This window comes from Paramagnetospirillum kuznetsovii (assembly GCF_003284725.1).
GTDB classification, from domain to species: domain Bacteria; phylum Pseudomonadota; class Alphaproteobacteria; order Rhodospirillales; family Magnetospirillaceae; genus Phaeospirillum; species Phaeospirillum kuznetsovii.
The window spans coordinates 1-17,215 of the sequence record NZ_PGTO01000024.1 but is presented as its reverse complement, the minus strand read 5'-3'; the positions used below and the strand labels follow the sequence as shown (position 1 = coordinate 17,215).

Below are 17,215 nucleotides of genomic sequence, written 5' to 3'. Positions count from 1 at the left end.
CAAAAGTTGTAACTAACCAGCCGTTCGCCTGGGTGATGTGTCGCCCGGGCCCGTATGGTTATGGGCAGGGCCAATGGACGGAAAATATCTGGTAACCGGAGCGACCGGCTTCGTCGGATCGGCCATCGTGCGGGCATTGCTCGCGCGCGGCGCCGATGTCCGCGTGCTGGCCCGGCCCAATTCCAACCGCCACAACGTCGCCAGCCTGAAGGTCGAAGTGGTCGAGGGTCGGCTGGAGGAAGAGGCGTCGCTGCGCCACGCCATGTGCGGCTGCTCGGTGCTGATCCATACCGCGGCCGATTACCGCATCTGGGTGCCCGATCCCGCCGCCATGATGAAGGCCAATGTGGACGGCACGCGGACGCTGATGCAGGCCGCCCTGGCCGAGAAGGTCCAGCGCGTGGTCTATACCTCGTCGGTGGCGACGCTGGGCCATATGGAAGGCGGCATCGCCGACGAGGACACCCCCAGCGACATTTCCGACAAGGTCGGCCCCTACAAGCAGTCCAAGTTCCTGGCCGAGGAGGTGGTCCGCCGCATGGTGGCCGAGAACGGTCTGCCCGCGGTGATCGTCAATCCGTCCACACCGGTCGGCCCGGGCGACGTCAAGCCGACGCCCACCGGCCGCATGATCGTCGAGGCCGCCTCGGGGCGCATGCCCGCCTATGTGGATACCGGGCTGAACGTCGTCCATGTGGAGGACGTGGCCGAGGGCCATCTGTTGGCCTTGGAAAAGGGCAGGGTGGGCGAGCGCTATATCCTGGGCGGCGACAATCTGACCCTGGCCGATATCCTGGGCCGCATCGCCCGGATCACCGGCGGTAAGCCGCCTTTGATGAAGCTGCCGCGTCTGCCGCTTTATCCCTTGGCGTTCGGCGCCGAGCTGTGGGCGCGCTTGACGGGCGCCGAGCCTTTCGTGACCATCGACGGCCTGAAGATGTCGCGCTGGAAGATGTTCTTTTCCTCGGCCAAGGCCGAGCGGGAACTGGGGTATCGTCACCGGTCCGCCGATCAGGCGCTGGCGGCGGCGGTGGAGTGGTTCAAGCATACCGGGGAGGTCGCATGAGCAGCCTTGCATCCCTTGTCGGATTGGCGGGCGTCGGGTCGTGGGCTTGGCTTTTGACCATGCGCGGCGCATTCTGGCGCATCGAGCGCGCTCCCCATGCGCCGTCGCCGGAATCGTGGCCCGAGGTGGTGGCGGTGATCCCCGCCCGCGACGAGGCCGAGGTGATCGGCGACGCGGTGGAATCCCTGCTGTCGCAGAACTATCCCGGCATCCTGTCGGTGGTGGTGGTCGACGACAACAGCAGCGACGGCACCGCCGAACTGGCCCGTGCCCGCGCCGAGTCCATGGGGGTCGCCGGACGGTTGAGCGTGGTTCGCGCCCCCGACCTGCCGCCGGGCTGGACCGGCAAGATGTGGGCGCAGAATTTCGGCGTGACCACGGCAAGGGCCTGGCGCCCCAACGCCGAACTGCTGCTGCTGACCGATGCCGATATCAGCCACGGCAAGGGCGAACTCCGCTACATGGTCGCCAAGCTGCTGCATCTGGGCTTGGACATGGCCTCGCTGATGGTGCGGCTGCGCACCGAAAGCATTTGGGAAAAGGCCGTGGTTCCCGCCTTCGTGTTCTTCTTTCGCATGCTCTATCCATTTTCCTGGGTGTCCGATCCCCGCAGCACCACGGCGGCGGCGGCGGGCGGCTATGTGCTGACCCGCCCCGCCACCCTGGAACGCATCGGCGGCATCAAATCCATCAAGGACGCCCTGATCGACGATTGCACCCTGGCGGCGGCCGCCAAGGCGGAGGGCTGCCGCCTGACCCTGGATCTGGCCGAGGAAAGCGTGTCGCTGCGCGGCTATAATGGTCCCTCGGGGCTGTGGAAGATGATTTCGCGTTCGGCCTATACCCAGTTGCGCCATTCGCCGTGGCTGCTGCTGGGCACCATCCTCGCCATGCTGGTGATTTTCGTGGCGCCCCCCATCCTGGCCTTCCGCCAGGGCGGCGGCGCCAGCACCGGGGCACTGGCCTGGGCGGCCATGACCCTGTCCTATTATCCCATCATCCGTTACTACCGCCTGCTGCCGGTCTGGGCGCCGTTGCTGCCGGTGGTGACCCTGTTCTATCTGGGGGCCACCTTTCACTCCGCCGTCAAGTATTGGCGGGGCGAGGGCGGCGAATGGAAGGGGCGCATCCAAGATAAGCAACCGGCCGGGGCGAGGGCATGAACGCCTTGGTGATCGACGCCGATCAATACGAGATGGTGGCCGAGAAGGTCCGGGCCTCGGGCTCGTCCTTCTACTGGGGCATGCGGCTGCTGTCGCGACCCCGGCGCTTCGCCATGTACGCCGTCTACGCCTTTTGCCGCGAGGTGGACGACATCGCCGACGAGCCGGGCGAGCCCGAGACCAAGCGGGCGCAACTGGCGGAATGGCGGGTGGAACTGGATCGTCTCTACCAGGGCAAGCCGACCCATCCGGTGGCGGTGGCGTTGGCCGGGCCGGTGGCCGAGTTCGGCCTGCCCAAGGAGGATTTCCGCGCCGTCATCGAAGGCTGCGAGATGGATGGCCGCAACGAGATGGTGCGCCCCTCCATGGACAAGCTGAACCGCTATTGCGATTGCGTCGCCAGCGCGGTCGGCCGCCTGTCCATCCGGGTGTTCGGCGAAATGCGCCCCAGGAGTATCGAGGTCGCCAACGCCACCGGCATGGCCCTGCAATTGACCAATATCCTGCGCGATGTGGCGGTGGATGCCGCCATCGGGCGGCTGTACCTGCCCGATGAATTGCTGACCAAGCACGGTATCGCGACAAGCGATCCCATGGCGGTGCTGGCCCATCCCAATCTTGGAGCGGTCTGCCGCGAATTGGGCGAGACGGCGCGGGGCTATTTCAGGGCTTCGGATCAGGCCATGGCCGAATGCTTGCCCGCCGCCATGCGCCCGGCCACCCTGATGAAGGAAATGTACCGGGAAATCTTCCACAAGGTGGAAGCCGAGGGATTCATCCCCCGCGACCCGCCGGTCAAGGTGTCCAAGGTTTTCAAGATATGGTGCATCTTGCGCCACGGACTGTTCTAGAGGTCGACCGTGTCTCCCAGCGAAATCAATCCCCGCAGCTTCGACTCCAAAACGTTCCGCGATCCGCTGGAAAAGGCGATCAAGGATTCCGCCGCCGCCCTGATGGCGAAGCAGAAGGCCGACGGCCATTGGGTGTTCAACCTCGAGGCCGACGCTACCATTCCCGCCGAATACGTGCTGTACCTGCACTATCTGGACGAACGCGACCCCGAGACGGAAAAGCGCATCGGCGTCTATCTGCGCGATATCCAGGAAGAGCACGGCGGCTGGCCGCTGTTCCACGGCGGCGATTTCAATATCAGCGCCTCGGTGAAGGCCTATTACGCCCTGAAGGCCATTGGCGACGATATCGATGCCCCGCACATGAAGCGGGCGCGCGACGCCATCCTGGCCCATGGCGGCGCCGCCACCTCCAACGTCTTCACCCGCACCCTGCTGGCGCTGTTCGGGCAGATTCCGTGGAAGGGCGTGCCCATCATGCCCGTCGAGATCATGCTGCTGCCCAAGTGGTTCCCCTTCCACCTGGACAAGGTCAGCTATTGGTCGCGCACCGTCATCGTCCCGCTGGTGGTGCTGATGAGCCTGCGGCCCAGGGCGCGCAACCCGCTCAACATCAATATCCAGGAACTGTTCCCCATCCCGCCCGAGAAGGTCACCAACTGGTATCTGGACGAGGTCCGTTCCAACTGGGCCTATGTGTTTAGGGCGCTGGACCGGGTGCTGCATGTGGTGTTTCCGTTCTTCCCCAAGGGATTGCGCAGCAAGGCCATCGACAAGGCGGTGGCCTTCGTGGACGAGCGCCTGAACGGCGAGGACGGACTGGGCGCCATCTTCCCCGCCATGGTCAATTCCGTGCTGATGTACGACATCCTGGGGGTACCCAAGGACGATCCCCGGGTGGTGATCGCCAAGCAGTCCATCCGCAATCTGATCGTCGACGAGGGCGAGCGGGTCTGGGTCCAACCCTGCCTGTCGCCCATCTGGGATACCGCCCTGGCCACCCATGCCATGCTGGAAGTCGGCACGCCCGAGGCCGATGCCTCGGCGCGCAAGGCCTGCGACTGGATGGTGGAGCGCCAGATCACCGACGTGGTCGGCGACTGGGCGGCCCAGCGCCCCGGATTGGAGCCGGGCGGTTGGGCCTTCCAATATGCCAATCCCCATTATCCCGACGTGGACGACACCGCCGTGGTCATGGCGGCGCTGGACCGGGTCGATCCGCAAGCCTATGAAGAATCCATCCGCAAGGGCGCGGTCTGGCTGCGCGGCATGCAGTGCGATGACGGCGGCTGGGGCGCCTTCGACGCCGAGAACACCGCCTATTACCTCAACCATATTCCCTTCGCCGATCACGGCGCCCTGCTGGACCCGCCCACCGCCGACGTCTCGGCGCGATGCGTCTCGGTGCTGTCGGTACTGGGCAAGCGCCATTCCGACGTCACCGCCCATCACGGCGTCGACTACCTGCTGCGCGAGCAGGAGAAGGACGGTTCGTGGTTCGGCCGTTGGGGCACCAACTACATCTACGGCACCTGGTCCAGCCTGGCGGCCCTGAACGCCGCCGGTCTGCCCCACGACCATCCCGCCATCCGCAAGGCGGTCAAGTGGCTGGAAAGCAAGCAGCGCGAAGACGGCGGCTGGGGCGAGGACGGCCGCTCCTACTGGACCGACCAGCCCCACGGCGAGGCCACCGTATCGACCCCGTCGCAGACCGCCTGGGCGGTGCTGGGCCTGATGGCGGTGGGCGAGGTCGGCAGCACCGCCGTCGCGCGCGGCATCGACTATCTGATGCGCACCCGCAATGAGGAAGGTCTGTGGGACGAGGCCCATTACACCGCCGTCGGTTTTCCCCGCGTGTTCTATCTGCGCTATCACGGCTATCGCCAGTTCTTCCCGATCTGGGCCATGGCCCGGTACCGCAACCTGACGACCGGCAATGCCGGGCCGGTGATGCATGCCCTCTGACCACGCGTTCCCCGAAGTCTGTTGGGGAGAGGGTGTGGGTAAGGACGCCAGGATCGGCGTCATCGTGGGGATGAAAAGCGAGGCGGCCCTGCTGCCGGACGGCGTGGCGTGGGGCTGCGCCGGGGCGGTTCCGGCCAAGGCCGAGGCCCTGGCCCGCTCGCTGATCGAGCAAGGCGCCCATGCCCTGATCAGCATCGGCATCGCAGGCGGCCTCGATCCCGCCTTGAACCCGGGCGACATGGTGGTCGGCTCCGGCGTTCAGGTCGACGGCGGGGTAGTGGAAACGGATTCCGTGTGGAAATGCCGCCTGCTCAGCGCCATTCCGTTTTCCCGGTCCGGGCTGGTTCACGGCTCCGATACGGCGGTGGGCGGCGTCCGGGGCAAGCGCGACCTGTTCGCCCAGGGCGCCATGATCGTCGATATGGAAAGCGGCGCGGTGGCGCGGGTGGCGGCCAAGGCGGGGGTACCGCTGGCGGTGCTGCGCGCCGTGGCCGATCCGGCCGGGCGGGCCTTGCCCATTTCCGCCATGGCCGGACTTGATGCCGAGGGCAATCCCCGCATCGCGGCGGTTCTGGCGGGACTGGCCCGCCGTCCGTGGGAACTGCCCGGTCTGATCCGGGTCGGCCTGGACAGTCAGGCCGCCCTGTCAGCCCTGCGAGACGCGCTGAAGATTATTGGTCCGACCTTCGGCACTTAGCTTTTCCAGGTTCTCGGCCAGTAATTGCTCGTAGTTGTCGATGGCGGGCCGCTGCTTGTCCAGCGCCAGGTCGGGGACCATGGGGCCATCGGTACGGGGGCCGAACAGGGCGACCCTGGCGGCTTTCAGCGGATTGCTGAGCGTATCGGTGACGGCGGTCGCCTCGAAGCCGCAATGGACCATGCAGTCGGCGCATTTTTCGTATTTGCCGACGCCGTAGGCGTCCCAGTCGGTGTCGTCCATCAGTTCCTTATAGGTCTTGGCATATCCTTCGCCCAACAGGTAGCAGGGGCGCTGCCAGCCGAACACGTTGCGCGTCGGGTTGCCCCAGGGGGTGCACTGATAGGCCTGGTTGCCGGCCAGGAAGTCGAGGAACAGCGATGACTGGGTGAACACCCAGCTCTTGCCCTTGCCCAGGGCGAACAGCTTGCGGAACAGATCCTTGGTGTGGCGCCGGTTCAAGAAGTGCTCGGAGTTGGGGGCGCGCTCATAGGCGTATCCGGGCGAAATGGTGATGCCGCCGACGCCGATGGAATGGGCATAGTCGAAGAACTTCGCCATGCGGTCGGGATCGGCGTTGTTGAACAGGGTGCAATTGATATTGACGTTGAAGCCGCGGGCCTTGGCCGCCTTGATGGCCGAAACGGCCTGATCGAAGGTGCCTTCCTGGGACACGGCGCGATCATGGTCGTTGCGGTCGCCGTCCAGATGCACCGTCCAGGTGAAATAGGGGCTGGGCTCGAACAGATCCAGCTTCTTTTCCAGCAGCAGGGCGTTGGTGCACAGATAGACGAATTTCTTGCGCGCCAGGGCGCCCTTGACGATCTGGTCCATCTCGCGGTGCAGCAGCGGCTCGCCGCCCGCCATCACCACCACGGGGGCGGGGCATTCGTCGATGGAGGCCAGGGCCTCGGCCACCGAGATGCGGGAATTCAAGATGGCGTCGGGATAGTCGATCTTGCCGCAGCCATTGCAGGCGAGATTGCAGCGGAACAACGGTTCCATCATCAGCACCAGCGGATAGCGCTTGGTGCCGGAGAAGTGCTGACGCATGACGTAATAGCCGATGCGGAGTGTCTGGAGCAGGGGTACGGCCACGAAAATGCACTCTGACTGGATGATGGGGCGGCGGGACTATACAGGGCGGGGTCGGCAAAGTTCAACTGTTGAACCAGTAGGGTCTTTGCGCGCGTGGCATGGCGACGCGATTTATGGTAATGCAGGCTTCCATTTTTCGGAGTTCACCCATGCGGTCGCGCCTTTTCGCCCTATTATTCCTGCTTATGGCTGCCACCGGTCTGCCGGGAGCTGCTTTTGCCGGAGAGGTGGATGACGCCCTTCGGACGTTCAACGCCCGTGTGTTGGAGGTCATGAAGGCCGGGCCGAAGCTTGGCTTCAAGGGGCGCTTGGACAAGTTTCGCGCCATCGTTTCCGACTCCTACGACATCACCGCCATCACCAAGGCGATGCTGGGACCGTCGGCGGTCAAGCAATTGGGCGACGACATGGTGAAGGTTTCGGAAAGCTACACCACGTTTTCGGCGGCCACCTATGCCGCCCAGTTCGGCGATTGGGACGGCGAGCGGTTCGAGGTGGGCGAGTCGCGCCCCTCGACCGGCGGCTCGCTGATCGTCCAGAGCTGGATCATTCCCAAGACCGGTGACCCGACCCAGATCGACTATGTCATGCGCCAGGGCCAGGGGCGCTGGCGGATCATCGACGTTCTGTTCGACGGCACGGTCAGCCAGGTGGCGGTGCGGCGCTCGGAGTTCGGCTCCATTTATCGCGCCAAGGGGCTGACGGGGCTGTTGGAGACCATCGAGAAGCAGACGGCGGCGTTGGAAAAATAGACAGATGATCGGGTTCTGGCAGGGGCTCTCCCTGCTTCTGCTGGCGGCCGCCGGGTTCGGCTGCCTCTACCACATCATAGCCGCCCAACTGGTGCGCAGCTTCGCCCAGAGGCAGCCGGTGCCGCCATCGGCGCGACCGCCGGTCAGCGTCATGAAGCCGCTGTGCGGTGCCGAGCCCGGCATGGCGGAGAACCTGTCCTCCTGCGTCGCGCAAGACTATCCCGACTTCCAACTGGTGTTCGGCGTGGCACAGCCGGACGATGGCGCGCTGGCCGAAGTCGCCAAGCTGCCGACTGATCGGGTGGAAATCACCACAGTGGTCGATCCGACCCCCCATGGCCGCAATCTCAAGGTCGGCAATCTGCTGAACATGTGGCCCCATGTCAGGCATGACCTGATCGTCATCGCCGACAGCGATATCCGGGTCGGGCCCGCCTATCTCGACCACGTCGTGGCGCCATTCGAAGATGCCAAGGTGGGGGTGGTGACCTGCCTGTACGTGGGACGTCCGGTGGAAGGCCTCTGGAGCGCCCTGGGCGCCTTGGGGGTCAATCACGGCTTTTTGCCCTCGGCCCTGGTGGCCCGCGCCATCGGCCGCAAGGACGGCTGTTTCGGCGCCACCATGGCGGTCCGGCGCGGCGTGCTCGAACATGCGGGCGGTCTGGCCGCCCTTTCGGACTCGCTGGCCGATGACTGGGTGCTGGGAAATCTGGTGCGAAAGCAGGGGCTCCATATTGAACTTGCCGCCCGGCCTGTCGATATCATGGTCCATGAAGACGACTTCCAAACCCTGCTGGCCCATGAAATCCGCTGGGCGCGCACCATCGCCGCGGTGGATCGGCCGTCCTATCAGGCATCCCTGGTCACTCAGCCGGTGGCCCTGGCCATGATGGCGGCGGCGGTGGGGGGAGGGAGTATGATCTCGCTAATCGGGGTGGTGGTGGCCTGCCTCAGCCGTCTGTGGGCCGTCCGCGCCCAGGAAGCCGCCCTGGGCCTGCCGCGCGCCGGTTTGGGGCTGTTGGGCTTGCGAGAATTTCTGTCCTTTGTCGTCTATGTTGTCGCATCTTGCGGGCGGACTGTGATATGGCGTGGCCGCCGGTTCGTCGTGCGGCGCGACGGCACTCTTGATCTTGCTGAAGGGTCCATACCATGAAGAAGTCGCTTTTCCTCAATCCGCCCTCCTTCGACGGGTATGATGGCGGGGCCGGTGCCCGTTTCCAGGCGAAGCGCGAGATCAAATCCAATTGGTATCCCACATGGCTGGCCCAGCCGGCCGCCATGGTGCCCGGCTCCAAGCTGGTGGACGCCCCCGCCTCGGGCAAGACCCTGGACGACTGCCTGAAGCTGGCCAAGGATTACGAGCTGCTGGTGATCTATGCCAGCGCCGCCACCTATGCCTCCGAGTGCAAGGTCGCCGAGGCGTTCAAGGCCGCCAACCCCAATATCATGATCGGCATGGTCGGCGCCCATGTGGCGACGGTGCCCAACGAGTCGCTGATGGCGTCGACCGCCGTCGACTTCGTCGCCCGTCACGAATTCGACTACACCATCGTCGAGGTGGCCGAGGGCAAGCCCTTCGCCGAGATCGACGGCCTGAATTTCCGTGGGCCGGACGGCCAGCCGGTGGCCACCAAGGATCGCACCCTGATCCACGACATGGACGCGCTGCCCTTCGTCGCTCCGGTCTATCGCCGCGATCTCAATCCCGACGACTACTTCATCGGCTATATCCGCCATCCCTATCTGTCGTTCTACACCGGGCGCGGCTGCAAGTCGAAGTGCAGCTTCTGCCTGTGGCCGCAGACCATCGGCGGCCGGGTCTACCGCGCCCGCAGCGCCGCCTCGGTGATCGAGGAGGTCAAGCAGGCCCGCGCCCTGTTCCCCGAGGTCCGGGAATTCTTCTTCGACGACGACACCTTCACCGACGATCTGGAGCGGGTCGAGGAAATCGCCAGGGGCATCGGTCATCTGGGCGTGCCGTGGTCGTGCAACGCCAAGGCCAATATTCCGCGCAAGACCCTGGAAGTGCTGAAGGCCAACGGCCTGCGCGTTCTGGTGGTCGGCTATGAATCCGGCGTGCAGGAAATCCTGAACAATATCCGCAAGGGCCTGCGCATCGATATCATCAAGCGCTTCTCCAAGGATTGCCACGAACTGGGCATCGTCGTTCACGGCACCTTCATCCTGGGCCTGCCCGGCGAGACCCGCGAGACCATCAAGGAGACCCTGGCCTTCGCCAAGGAAGTCAATCCCCGCACCCTGCAGGTCTCCATGGCGGCGCCCTATCCCGGCACCGAGCTTTACGACCAGGCCATCGCCAACGGCTGGTTCAAGAAGGACAAGGAACTGCTGCTGAAGGAAGCGGGCGGCGGCGGCTGGCAGACGGCGGCGCTGAGCTATCCCGATCTCAGCAGCGAAGAGATCTTCAAGGGCGTGGCCGAGTTCTACAAGGCCTTCTACTTCCGCCCGACCAAGATCGGCGAGATCCTGTGGGAGATGCTGCAGGACTGGGACATGATGAAGCGCCGCCTGCGCGAAGGTGTCGAGTTCTTCCAGTTCCTCCGGACCCGCGACGCCGCCAACGCGTGCTGATCCGCCCGACCGTGTCATCCCGACGCCCATCGGGCGGAGGGATCTCCTCCTTGAACGGCTTTTCGGAACCGGCACCGACAGCCGAGAGCGTGATGCATTAAATATGCATCACGCTCTCGCTTCATTTGTTTCGCCCTCGCCGGGCGGGCGCATCCGCGCCCTTGGCCGCTCGCTCAATGCTCGCCAGAGCGCGTCGCCTCATATTTGAGGCTCGGCGCTCTAGGCGGAGATCCCTCGGCCTTGCTCGGGGATGACCGACTCTACTCCCTCTATTCCGCCGCGTCGGACTTGGGCGCGGGCGGCACCACGTCCGGCACTCCGGCGAAGCGGCGCAGCATGGCGAAGCGGCGGCGGATATTGGCTTCCGCATGGTCCACCAGTCCGCGATAGCGTTCGGGATCGGCGCGCTCCACCATCTGGAAGCGGGCCTCGCCCTTCATGAATTCGGCCAACTGGCCGTTGGGCTCCTTGCTGTCGAGGGTCAGCGGGCTTTCGTTGGTGCCCAGCTTGCGCGGATCCCAGCGATAGAGCGGCCAATAACCGGCATCCACCGCCATCTTCTGCTGGTCCAGGCCATGGGCCAGGTCGTAGCCGTGGGCGATGCAATGGGAATAGGCGACGATCAGCGACACGCCCGGCCAGCTCACCGCGTCCTGGAAGGCGCGGGTGGTCTGAACGTCCTTGGAGCCGAAGGCGATGTTGGCCACATAGACGTCTTCATAGGCCATGGCCATCATGCCCAGATCCTTCTTGGGCAAGGTTTTGCCCGCGATGGCGAACTTTGCCGAGGCGCCGATGGGGGTGGCCTTGGACTGCTGGCCGCCGGTATTGGAATAGACCTCGGTATCCATCACCAGGATGTTGATGTTCTTGCCCGAGGCGAAGACGTGGTCGAGGCCGCCATAGCCGATGTCGTAGGCCCAGCCGTCGCCGCCGACGATCCACACCACCTTTTCCACCAGATAGTCGGCCACCTGTTCCAGGCGCCGAGCCAGCGGGTCGTTGATGGAGGTGAGGGCGCGGCGCAGATCCTCGATCCGCTTGCGCTGGACGGCAATCAGCACTTCGCTGCTCTGGTCGGCGTGGATGATCTCGTTGGCCAGCTTCTCCGGCAGCTTGCCCTGGCTCGCCAGGGCCAGCAGCAGGATGCGGGCATGATCCTTGTGACGGTCGAGCGCCAGGCGGAAGCCGAAGCCGAATTCGGCGTTGTCCTCGAACAGCGAATTGGCCCAGGCGGGACCGCGTCCCTCGGCGTTCACCGCATAGGGGGTGGACGGCAGGTTGCCGCCATAGATGGAGGAACAGCCGGTGGCGTTGGCGATCATCAGGCGGTCGCCCCATAGCTGGGTCATCAGCTTGAGATAGGGGGTCTCGCCGCAACCCAGGCAGGCGCCGGAGAACTCGAACAGCGGCTGGAGCAACTGCGCGCTCTTGACCGTGGGGGTGCCCAGCTTTTCCTTGTCCACCTCGGGCAGGCCGAGGAAGAAGTCCCAGTTGACCTTCTCGTCCTCGATGACGTCGGTCTTTTCCTGCATGCGCAGCGCCAGACGCGACGGATCCTTCTTGTCCTTGCCGGGGCAGACCTTGACGCACAGCGTGCAGCCGGTGCAGTCCTCGGGGGCGACCTGGATGATGTAGGAATCGCCCTTGAACTCGTTGCCGCGGTAATCCATCCGCTTGAAGGCGGCGGGCGCCGCCGCCATGTCGGCGGGCGAGGCCACCTTGGCGCGGATGGCGGCATGGGGGCAGACCAGGGCGCATTTGTTGCACTGGATGCACGGCCCCTGGTCCCACACCGGAATCTCGGCGGCGATGTTGCGGCGCTCGTACTGGGCGGTGGCGGTGGGCCACACGCCGTCCACCGGGAAGCAGGAAACGGGGAGCAGGTCGCCGTGATTGGCCAGCATCATGGCGGTGACGCGCTTGACGAAATCGGGCGAGTTGTCCGGCACGATGGGCGGCCGCGACCGGGTGGAGGTCACGGCGGCCGGAATGGTCATCTGCTCGAGATTTTCCAGCGTCCGATCCACCGCCTCGAAATTCTTGGCGACGATCTTCTCGGACTTGCGGCCATAGGTCTTCTCGATGGCCTTCTTGATGTGGCCGATGGCCTCGTCGCGGGGCAGCACGCCCGACAGCGCGAAGAAGCAGGTCTGCATGATGGTGTTGATGCGGTTGCCCATGCCGGTGGCCAGCGCCACCTTGCGGGCGTCGATCACATAGACCTTCAGCTTCTTGTCGATGATCTCCTGCTGGACCTCGCGCGGCATGGTGGCCCAGGTCTCTTCCTTGGAATAGGGCGAGTTCAGCAGGAAGGTGGCGCCCGGCGCGGCATAGCGCAGCACTTCGTACTTGTCGAGGAAGACGAAGTGGTGACAGGCGACGAAATCGGCCTGTTCCAGCAGATAGGCGGACTGGATGTGCTCGGGCGAGAAACGCAGATGCGAGATGGTGATGGCGCCCGACTTCTTGGAATCATAGACGAAATAGCCCTGACCCTGGAAACCGGCGTTCTCGGCGATGATCTTGATGGAGTTCTTGTTGGCGCCCACGGTGCCGTCGGCGCCCAGGCCGAAGAAGACGGCGCCCTTGACCTTGGGCTGGTCCAGGCGGAACGAGGCGTCCACCTCCAGCGACAGATGGGTGACGTCGTCGTTGATGCCCACGGTGAAGCGGCGCTTGGGCTTGGCCTTCGACAATTCGTCGAACACCGCCTTGACCATGGCCGGGGTGAATTCCTTGGAGGCGAGGCCGTAGCGGCCGCCGATGACGACGGGATCGGCGATGGTGGTGACGCGGCGGCCTTCGGCCTTGGCTTCGAACAGCGCCGACAGCACGTCGAGATAAAGCGGCTCGCCGACGGCGCCGTGTTCCTTGGTGCGGTCCATCACCGCGATGGCCTTGGTGCTGGGCGGAATGGCCGAGATGAAGGCGTCCACCGAGAACGGACGGTAGAGGCGAACCTTGAGCACGCCCACCTTCTCGCCCTTGGCGACCAGGGCGGAAACGGTCTCGTGCACCGTCTCGGCGCCCGATCCCATGATGATGACCACGCGCTCGGCCTCGGGGTGGCCCACATAGTCGAACAGCTTGTAGGCGCGGCCCGTCAGCTTGGCGAAGCGGTCCATCTCCTGCTGGACGATGCCGGGACAGGCGTCGTGCCAGGGATTGCGGGCTTCCTGCATCTGGAAGAAGGTGTCGGGGTTCTGGGCGGTGCCGCGCAGCGTGGGGTGATCGGGTGACAGCGAGCGGTCGCGGTGCGCCTTGATGGCGGCGTCGTCCATCAGCGAATGGAGGTCCGCGTCGGTCAGTTCCTCGATCTTGGCCACCTCGTGCGAGGTGCGGAAGCCGTCGAAGAAGTGGACGAAGGGGATGCGCGAATGCAGGGTCGAGGCGTGCGCGATGGCCGCCATGTCGTGGGCTTCCTGCACCGAAGCCGCGCCCAGCATGGCGAAGCCGGTCTGGCGACAGGCCATGATGTCGGAATGATCGCCGAAGATGGACAGGCCGTGAGTGGCCACGGTCCGGGCGCTCACATGCATGCAGAACGAGGTCAGCTCGCCCGCGATCTTATACATGTTGGGGATCATCAGCAGCAGGCCCTGGCTGGCCGTGAACGTGGTCGCCAGCGAACCGGCCTGGAGCGCGCCGTGGACCGCGCCCGCGGCGCCGCCCTCGTGCTGCATCTCGGCCACTTCCGGGATGACGCCCCAGATGTTCTTCTTCTGCTCGGAGGCCCACTGGTCGGCCAGTTCGCCCATGGTGGATGACGGCGTGATCGGATAGATCGCCGCCACCTCGCTGACCCGGTAAGCCACAGAAGCGCAGGCTTCGTTGCCGTCGACCGTGATCAATGCCCTGTCTGCCATGTCCAGCCCCACTCTTTGCTGCTGTGTCCGTCCTTTGGAATGGCTGGAAATCTCTGTTTCCGTCGCCCGCCAAAGGTTCGGCAGAATAGACGGCGCCATGGATTCATCGCAAGTCCCTTACGTAAAGGCTCGGCATAAAGTAATATAATTACGCCATATGCGAATTAGGTTTATTTGAAAATGTCGGTTGCGCTATGCTCAAGGGGATTTGCGTGGTAGAGGAGCAAAGGTCGCCATAGGCACGAATACGTAGGTTGAACTCAATGCCAAAATCGTTGCCAGTGGATTGGGAGATTATCAGGAATACTGATCTCATCGCGGCCATGATGGACGCGATTCCCCATCCCATATTCTTCAAGGATGCGGGCGGCCGCTATCTTGGCTGCAATCAGCGCTTTTGCGAGATGCTGGGGCATGAGCACGACCAGATCGTCGGCAAGACGGTCTTCGAGATCGCGCCGTCGGAATTGGCCAGGATCTACCACGAGGCGGACCTGAAGCTGATGGAGGAAGGGGGGGCTCAGCGCTACACGTCCTCCGTTCGCTATGGCGACGGCATCGTGCGGCGCGGCGTTTTCTTCAAGTCGGTGTTTTGCGACAACCTTGGCGTCACGGCGGGTCTGGTGGGGATGTTCTATCCGATGGAATTCCTGCTGGACGTCATCGAAATTTAGAACGCCCCTTCAATCGGCTTGGCCGCGAAGCTCCCGACGGCGGCGGAGCTCGTCGGTGGCCAACTTCCGGATACGGGTCTCGACGACCTTGCCGTCGGCGGCGATGCGCTCGACCGTAGTGACGGGCAGGTTTCTGATCCATTCTTCAAGCACGGCGGGCACTCCAATCTGTTTATGCTGCGGTGCACAATCAACATATTGGGTTTGAAGAAGCAAAAGCCACATCCGTCTTGGCAACGGTCCTATGCTTTAGACGCAATGGTCATACCATAGGTCAGGGGTGTGTTTTTTCATTTGCTCTTCGCTGATGATTTGGATCAAAATGCCCAGATGAACCCCGGACCTCATTGAGGCCGGGATTTTTTTTGCCTAGGAGCTGCGCGATGGCCGACACAAATAATCCCAATCAGCCGACCGATCACAACACCGGGACCGGCGATGGTGCGCATCAGGCGCTGGATGATTTGACGGTGTTGCAAAACGTCCAGGATCAAAGCCTGGGCGATGCGAGGCTCAATCTTTCGCGGCCGGTGGATGTCTCCGACACCTCGCTGGGCAACCTCGCCAATGTGCAGCAGGGCTCGACCAGCAATCCTCAGGTTCATGACATCGGCGCCATCGCCGGTGGCGTCAATGTCGCGCTTGACGTCGCCATCGAAGGTGCCGAGGGCAGCACGGTCGCGCCGCCGGATTTGGGCTCTGCTCCTGCTCAGTTCGAGGATCAGGCGGTCACCGTAGAGGTCAAGGCAGAAGGCGCCAAGGCGCTGAACGTCCAGAGCTTCGATAACCTGGCCCAGCCCGACGAAAACTTTAAGCCGCAGGAGCTTCCCGAGGGGCGCCCGACCGATCTGGCTTCTCCCACCGGCCCGGCTGTCACCAACCAGCAGCAGGCCGCCGCCGATGCGCCCGCCGAAACGGTGGTGCCGGATCAGCAGGAAAAGACCAACAGCGCACCCGATGCGCCGAATGTGACCATCGACACCGGATCGGTCGAAGATCCCAATACCGCTCCCGTCGTCGGCGGCGCCGATATCTATTCCAAGGAAGACACCCCCCGGACCTTCAAGTTCGGCGTCTCGGCCACCGATGCCGACGGCGACACCCTGACCTTCACCGTGACCAATCCGTCCCATGGCAGCATCAGCAAGGATCCCGCCACCGGGGAATACACCTATAACCTCGAGGAAGACTGGAACGGCGTCGATTCCTTCACCGTTACCGTCGACGACGGCAACGGCCATGCGGTCAGCAAGACCTTCTCGGTCAATATCGAGGGCGTCGCCGACGGCGCGTCCATTTCCTCGGTGGATTCCGTCCTGATTCAGGAAGGCGGCAATTTCGGTCTGAACCTGAACGTCACCGACACTCATTACAACGAGGCGGTTACCGGCGTGACCCTGAGCGGTGCTCCGGCTGGCAGCACGCTGACCATCGGCGGCGAGGAGGTCGCGGCCAATGCGGACGGCACCTTCTCGCTGACCCCTGCTCAGGCCAATGCCGCCGATCTGTCCATCAAGCCGCCCAGCGATTTCTACGGCACCATCAATCTGGAAGTCAGCGCAGCCGCCGTGGATCACGGCGCCGCGCTGGCGGAAGACGCCACCGCGACCACTTCGAAGACCATCGTCATCGAAGTCAACGCGCCGCCGACCATCGACAATTCCGATGCGTCCGACCACGGCAGCGTCACCGGCCATATCTCGGCCTCCGATCCCGATAACGCCAATCTCAGCTATACGCTGGTGGGCGGAGTCGACGGCACCCTGGCGGTGGACGGCGGCTCCGTGACCATGGACGCCCAGGGCAATTACACCTTCACTCCCGAAGCCGGTTGGCAGGGCGGCGATACCGCCAGCTTCGACGTTCAGGTTTCCGACGGTCGTGGCGGCACCGCCACCCGCACCGTGACGGTGACCGAGACCAACGAAGGGCCGGTGGTCGAGTCCGAGGTGACCGAAGTCACCCAGGCCGGCACCGTCAAGGGTGGCATCGACGCCACCGACGCCGATAACGATCACATGACCTATCATCTGGTGGACCCGAACGGGAATGTGGTGGATTCCATCACCAACGACAGCGGCACCATCACCATCAATTCCGAGACCGGCGACTACACCTTCGTCGCCTCCGATGCCACCAAGGCGCTCGCCGCTGGCGAAAGCGTCAATGACAGTTTCGATGTGCGGGTCAGCGACGGCCATGGCGGCGTCGGCACCACCTCCATCGACGTGACCATCGACGGCGCCAATGACGCTGCGGTGATCACCGGCGACGCCAAGCACGTGTCCGAGGATTCGGCCAGCGTGTCCGGTCATGTGAGCGTGACCGACGCCGACCACGATCAGGCGGTGATGCAGGAGACGACCCAGGAGACGCCGGAAGGCACCTTCACCATGGGGACCGACGGCAACTGGAGCTTCGCGGTCAACAGTGGCGCGGTGCAGGGCATGGCGGCGGGCGAGAGCCTGACCAAGGACTTCAAGATCCA

Annotated in this window: 13 protein-coding genes; 10 read left to right on the top strand and 3 right to left on the bottom strand. The window is 64.2% G+C overall.

Annotated features, from left to right (window positions below; all coding sequences use genetic code 11):
• Positions 1 to 73 precede the first annotated feature (73 nt).
• Genes hpnA through CU669_RS18595 form a run of 5 tightly spaced genes read left to right on the top strand, consistent with a single transcriptional unit; the run spans position 74 to position 5,742 of the window.
• Positions 74 to 1,066, top strand: a complete 993-nt coding sequence (gene hpnA, locus CU669_RS18615) for a hopanoid-associated sugar epimerase (protein WP_112147101.1) — start codon at positions 74 to 76, stop codon at positions 1,064 to 1,066.
• The gene (locus tag CU669_RS18610) at positions 1,063 to 2,229 is read left to right on the top strand and encodes a glycosyltransferase (protein ID WP_112147100.1); all 1,167 of its coding nucleotides are present in this window, start codon (positions 1,063 to 1,065) and stop codon (positions 2,227 to 2,229) included. Before hpnA ends, CU669_RS18610 begins: the two co-directional genes overlap by 4 nt.
• Entirely contained in the window at positions 2,226 to 3,080 is an 855-nt protein-coding gene (gene hpnD / locus CU669_RS18605) for a presqualene diphosphate synthase HpnD (RefSeq protein ID WP_112147099.1), read from the top strand. Before CU669_RS18610 ends, hpnD begins: the two co-directional genes overlap by 4 nt.
• Before the next feature lie 9 nt (positions 3,081 to 3,089).
• On the top strand, positions 3,090 to 5,045 hold the full coding sequence (shc, locus tag CU669_RS18600; protein ID WP_112147098.1) for a squalene--hopene cyclase: 1,956 nt from the start codon (positions 3,090 to 3,092) through the stop codon (positions 5,043 to 5,045).
• Positions 5,046 to 5,079: 34 nt separating this feature from the next.
• Positions 5,080 to 5,742 (top strand): phosphorylase family protein, encoded by a 663-nt coding sequence (locus CU669_RS18595; RefSeq protein ID WP_239988789.1) that lies wholly within the window; start codon positions 5,080 to 5,082, stop codon positions 5,740 to 5,742.
• Here the strand turns inward: CU669_RS18595 and hpnH are convergent.
• Positions 5,692 to 6,840: an adenosyl-hopene transferase HpnH gene (gene hpnH, locus CU669_RS18590; protein WP_112147096.1), complete on the bottom strand. Its 1,149-nt coding sequence runs from the start codon at positions 6,838 to 6,840 to the stop codon at positions 5,692 to 5,694. The two genes, CU669_RS18595 and hpnH, sit on opposite strands and share 51 nt — an antisense overlap.
• 149 nt (positions 6,841 to 6,989) lie before the next feature.
• On the opposite strand from hpnH, the gene CU669_RS18585 reads away from it, so the two are divergent.
• The 3 genes from CU669_RS18585 to hpnJ are packed head-to-tail and all read left to right on the top strand — an operon-like array spanning position 6,990 to position 10,184.
• A complete protein-coding gene (locus tag CU669_RS18585; protein WP_112147095.1) occupies positions 6,990 to 7,592 on the top strand; it encodes an ABC transporter substrate-binding protein in 603 nt (200 codons plus the stop codon).
• Between the two features lie 4 nt (positions 7,593 to 7,596).
• Positions 7,597 to 8,745, top strand: coding sequence for a bacteriohopanetetrol glucosamine biosynthesis glycosyltransferase HpnI (gene hpnI, locus CU669_RS18580; protein ID WP_112147094.1), 1,149 nt, complete (start codon positions 7,597 to 7,599; stop codon positions 8,743 to 8,745).
• On the top strand, positions 8,742 to 10,184 hold the full coding sequence (gene hpnJ / locus CU669_RS18575) for a hopanoid biosynthesis associated radical SAM protein HpnJ (RefSeq protein WP_112147093.1): 1,443 nt from the start codon (positions 8,742 to 8,744) through the stop codon (positions 10,182 to 10,184). Before hpnI ends, hpnJ begins: the two co-directional genes overlap by 4 nt.
• Positions 10,185 to 10,453: 269 nt before the next feature.
• Here the strand turns inward: hpnJ and nifJ are convergent, their stop codons facing one another.
• A complete protein-coding gene (gene nifJ / locus CU669_RS18570; protein WP_112147111.1) occupies positions 10,454 to 14,053 on the bottom strand; it encodes a pyruvate:ferredoxin (flavodoxin) oxidoreductase in 3,600 nt (1,199 codons plus the stop codon).
• 323 nt (positions 14,054 to 14,376) lie between these two features.
• Between nifJ and CU669_RS18565 the strand changes: the two genes are divergently transcribed.
• Entirely contained in the window at positions 14,377 to 14,727 is a 351-nt protein-coding gene (locus tag CU669_RS18565; protein WP_239988788.1) for a PAS domain-containing protein, read from the top strand.
• Positions 14,728 to 14,736: 9 nt separating this feature from the next.
• Here the strand turns inward: CU669_RS18565 and CU669_RS21470 are convergent, their stop codons facing one another.
• The gene (locus CU669_RS21470; RefSeq protein ID WP_161539719.1) at positions 14,737 to 14,880 is read right to left on the bottom strand and encodes a hypothetical protein; all 144 of its coding nucleotides are present in this window, start codon (positions 14,878 to 14,880) and stop codon (positions 14,737 to 14,739) included.
• Positions 14,881 to 15,110: 230 nt separating this feature from the next.
• On the opposite strand from CU669_RS21470, the gene CU669_RS18560 reads away from it, so the two are divergent.
• Positions 15,111 to 17,215, top strand: a 2,105-nt coding sequence (locus CU669_RS18560; RefSeq protein ID WP_146747789.1) for an Ig-like domain-containing protein, incomplete at its 3' end; no start/stop codon positions are given.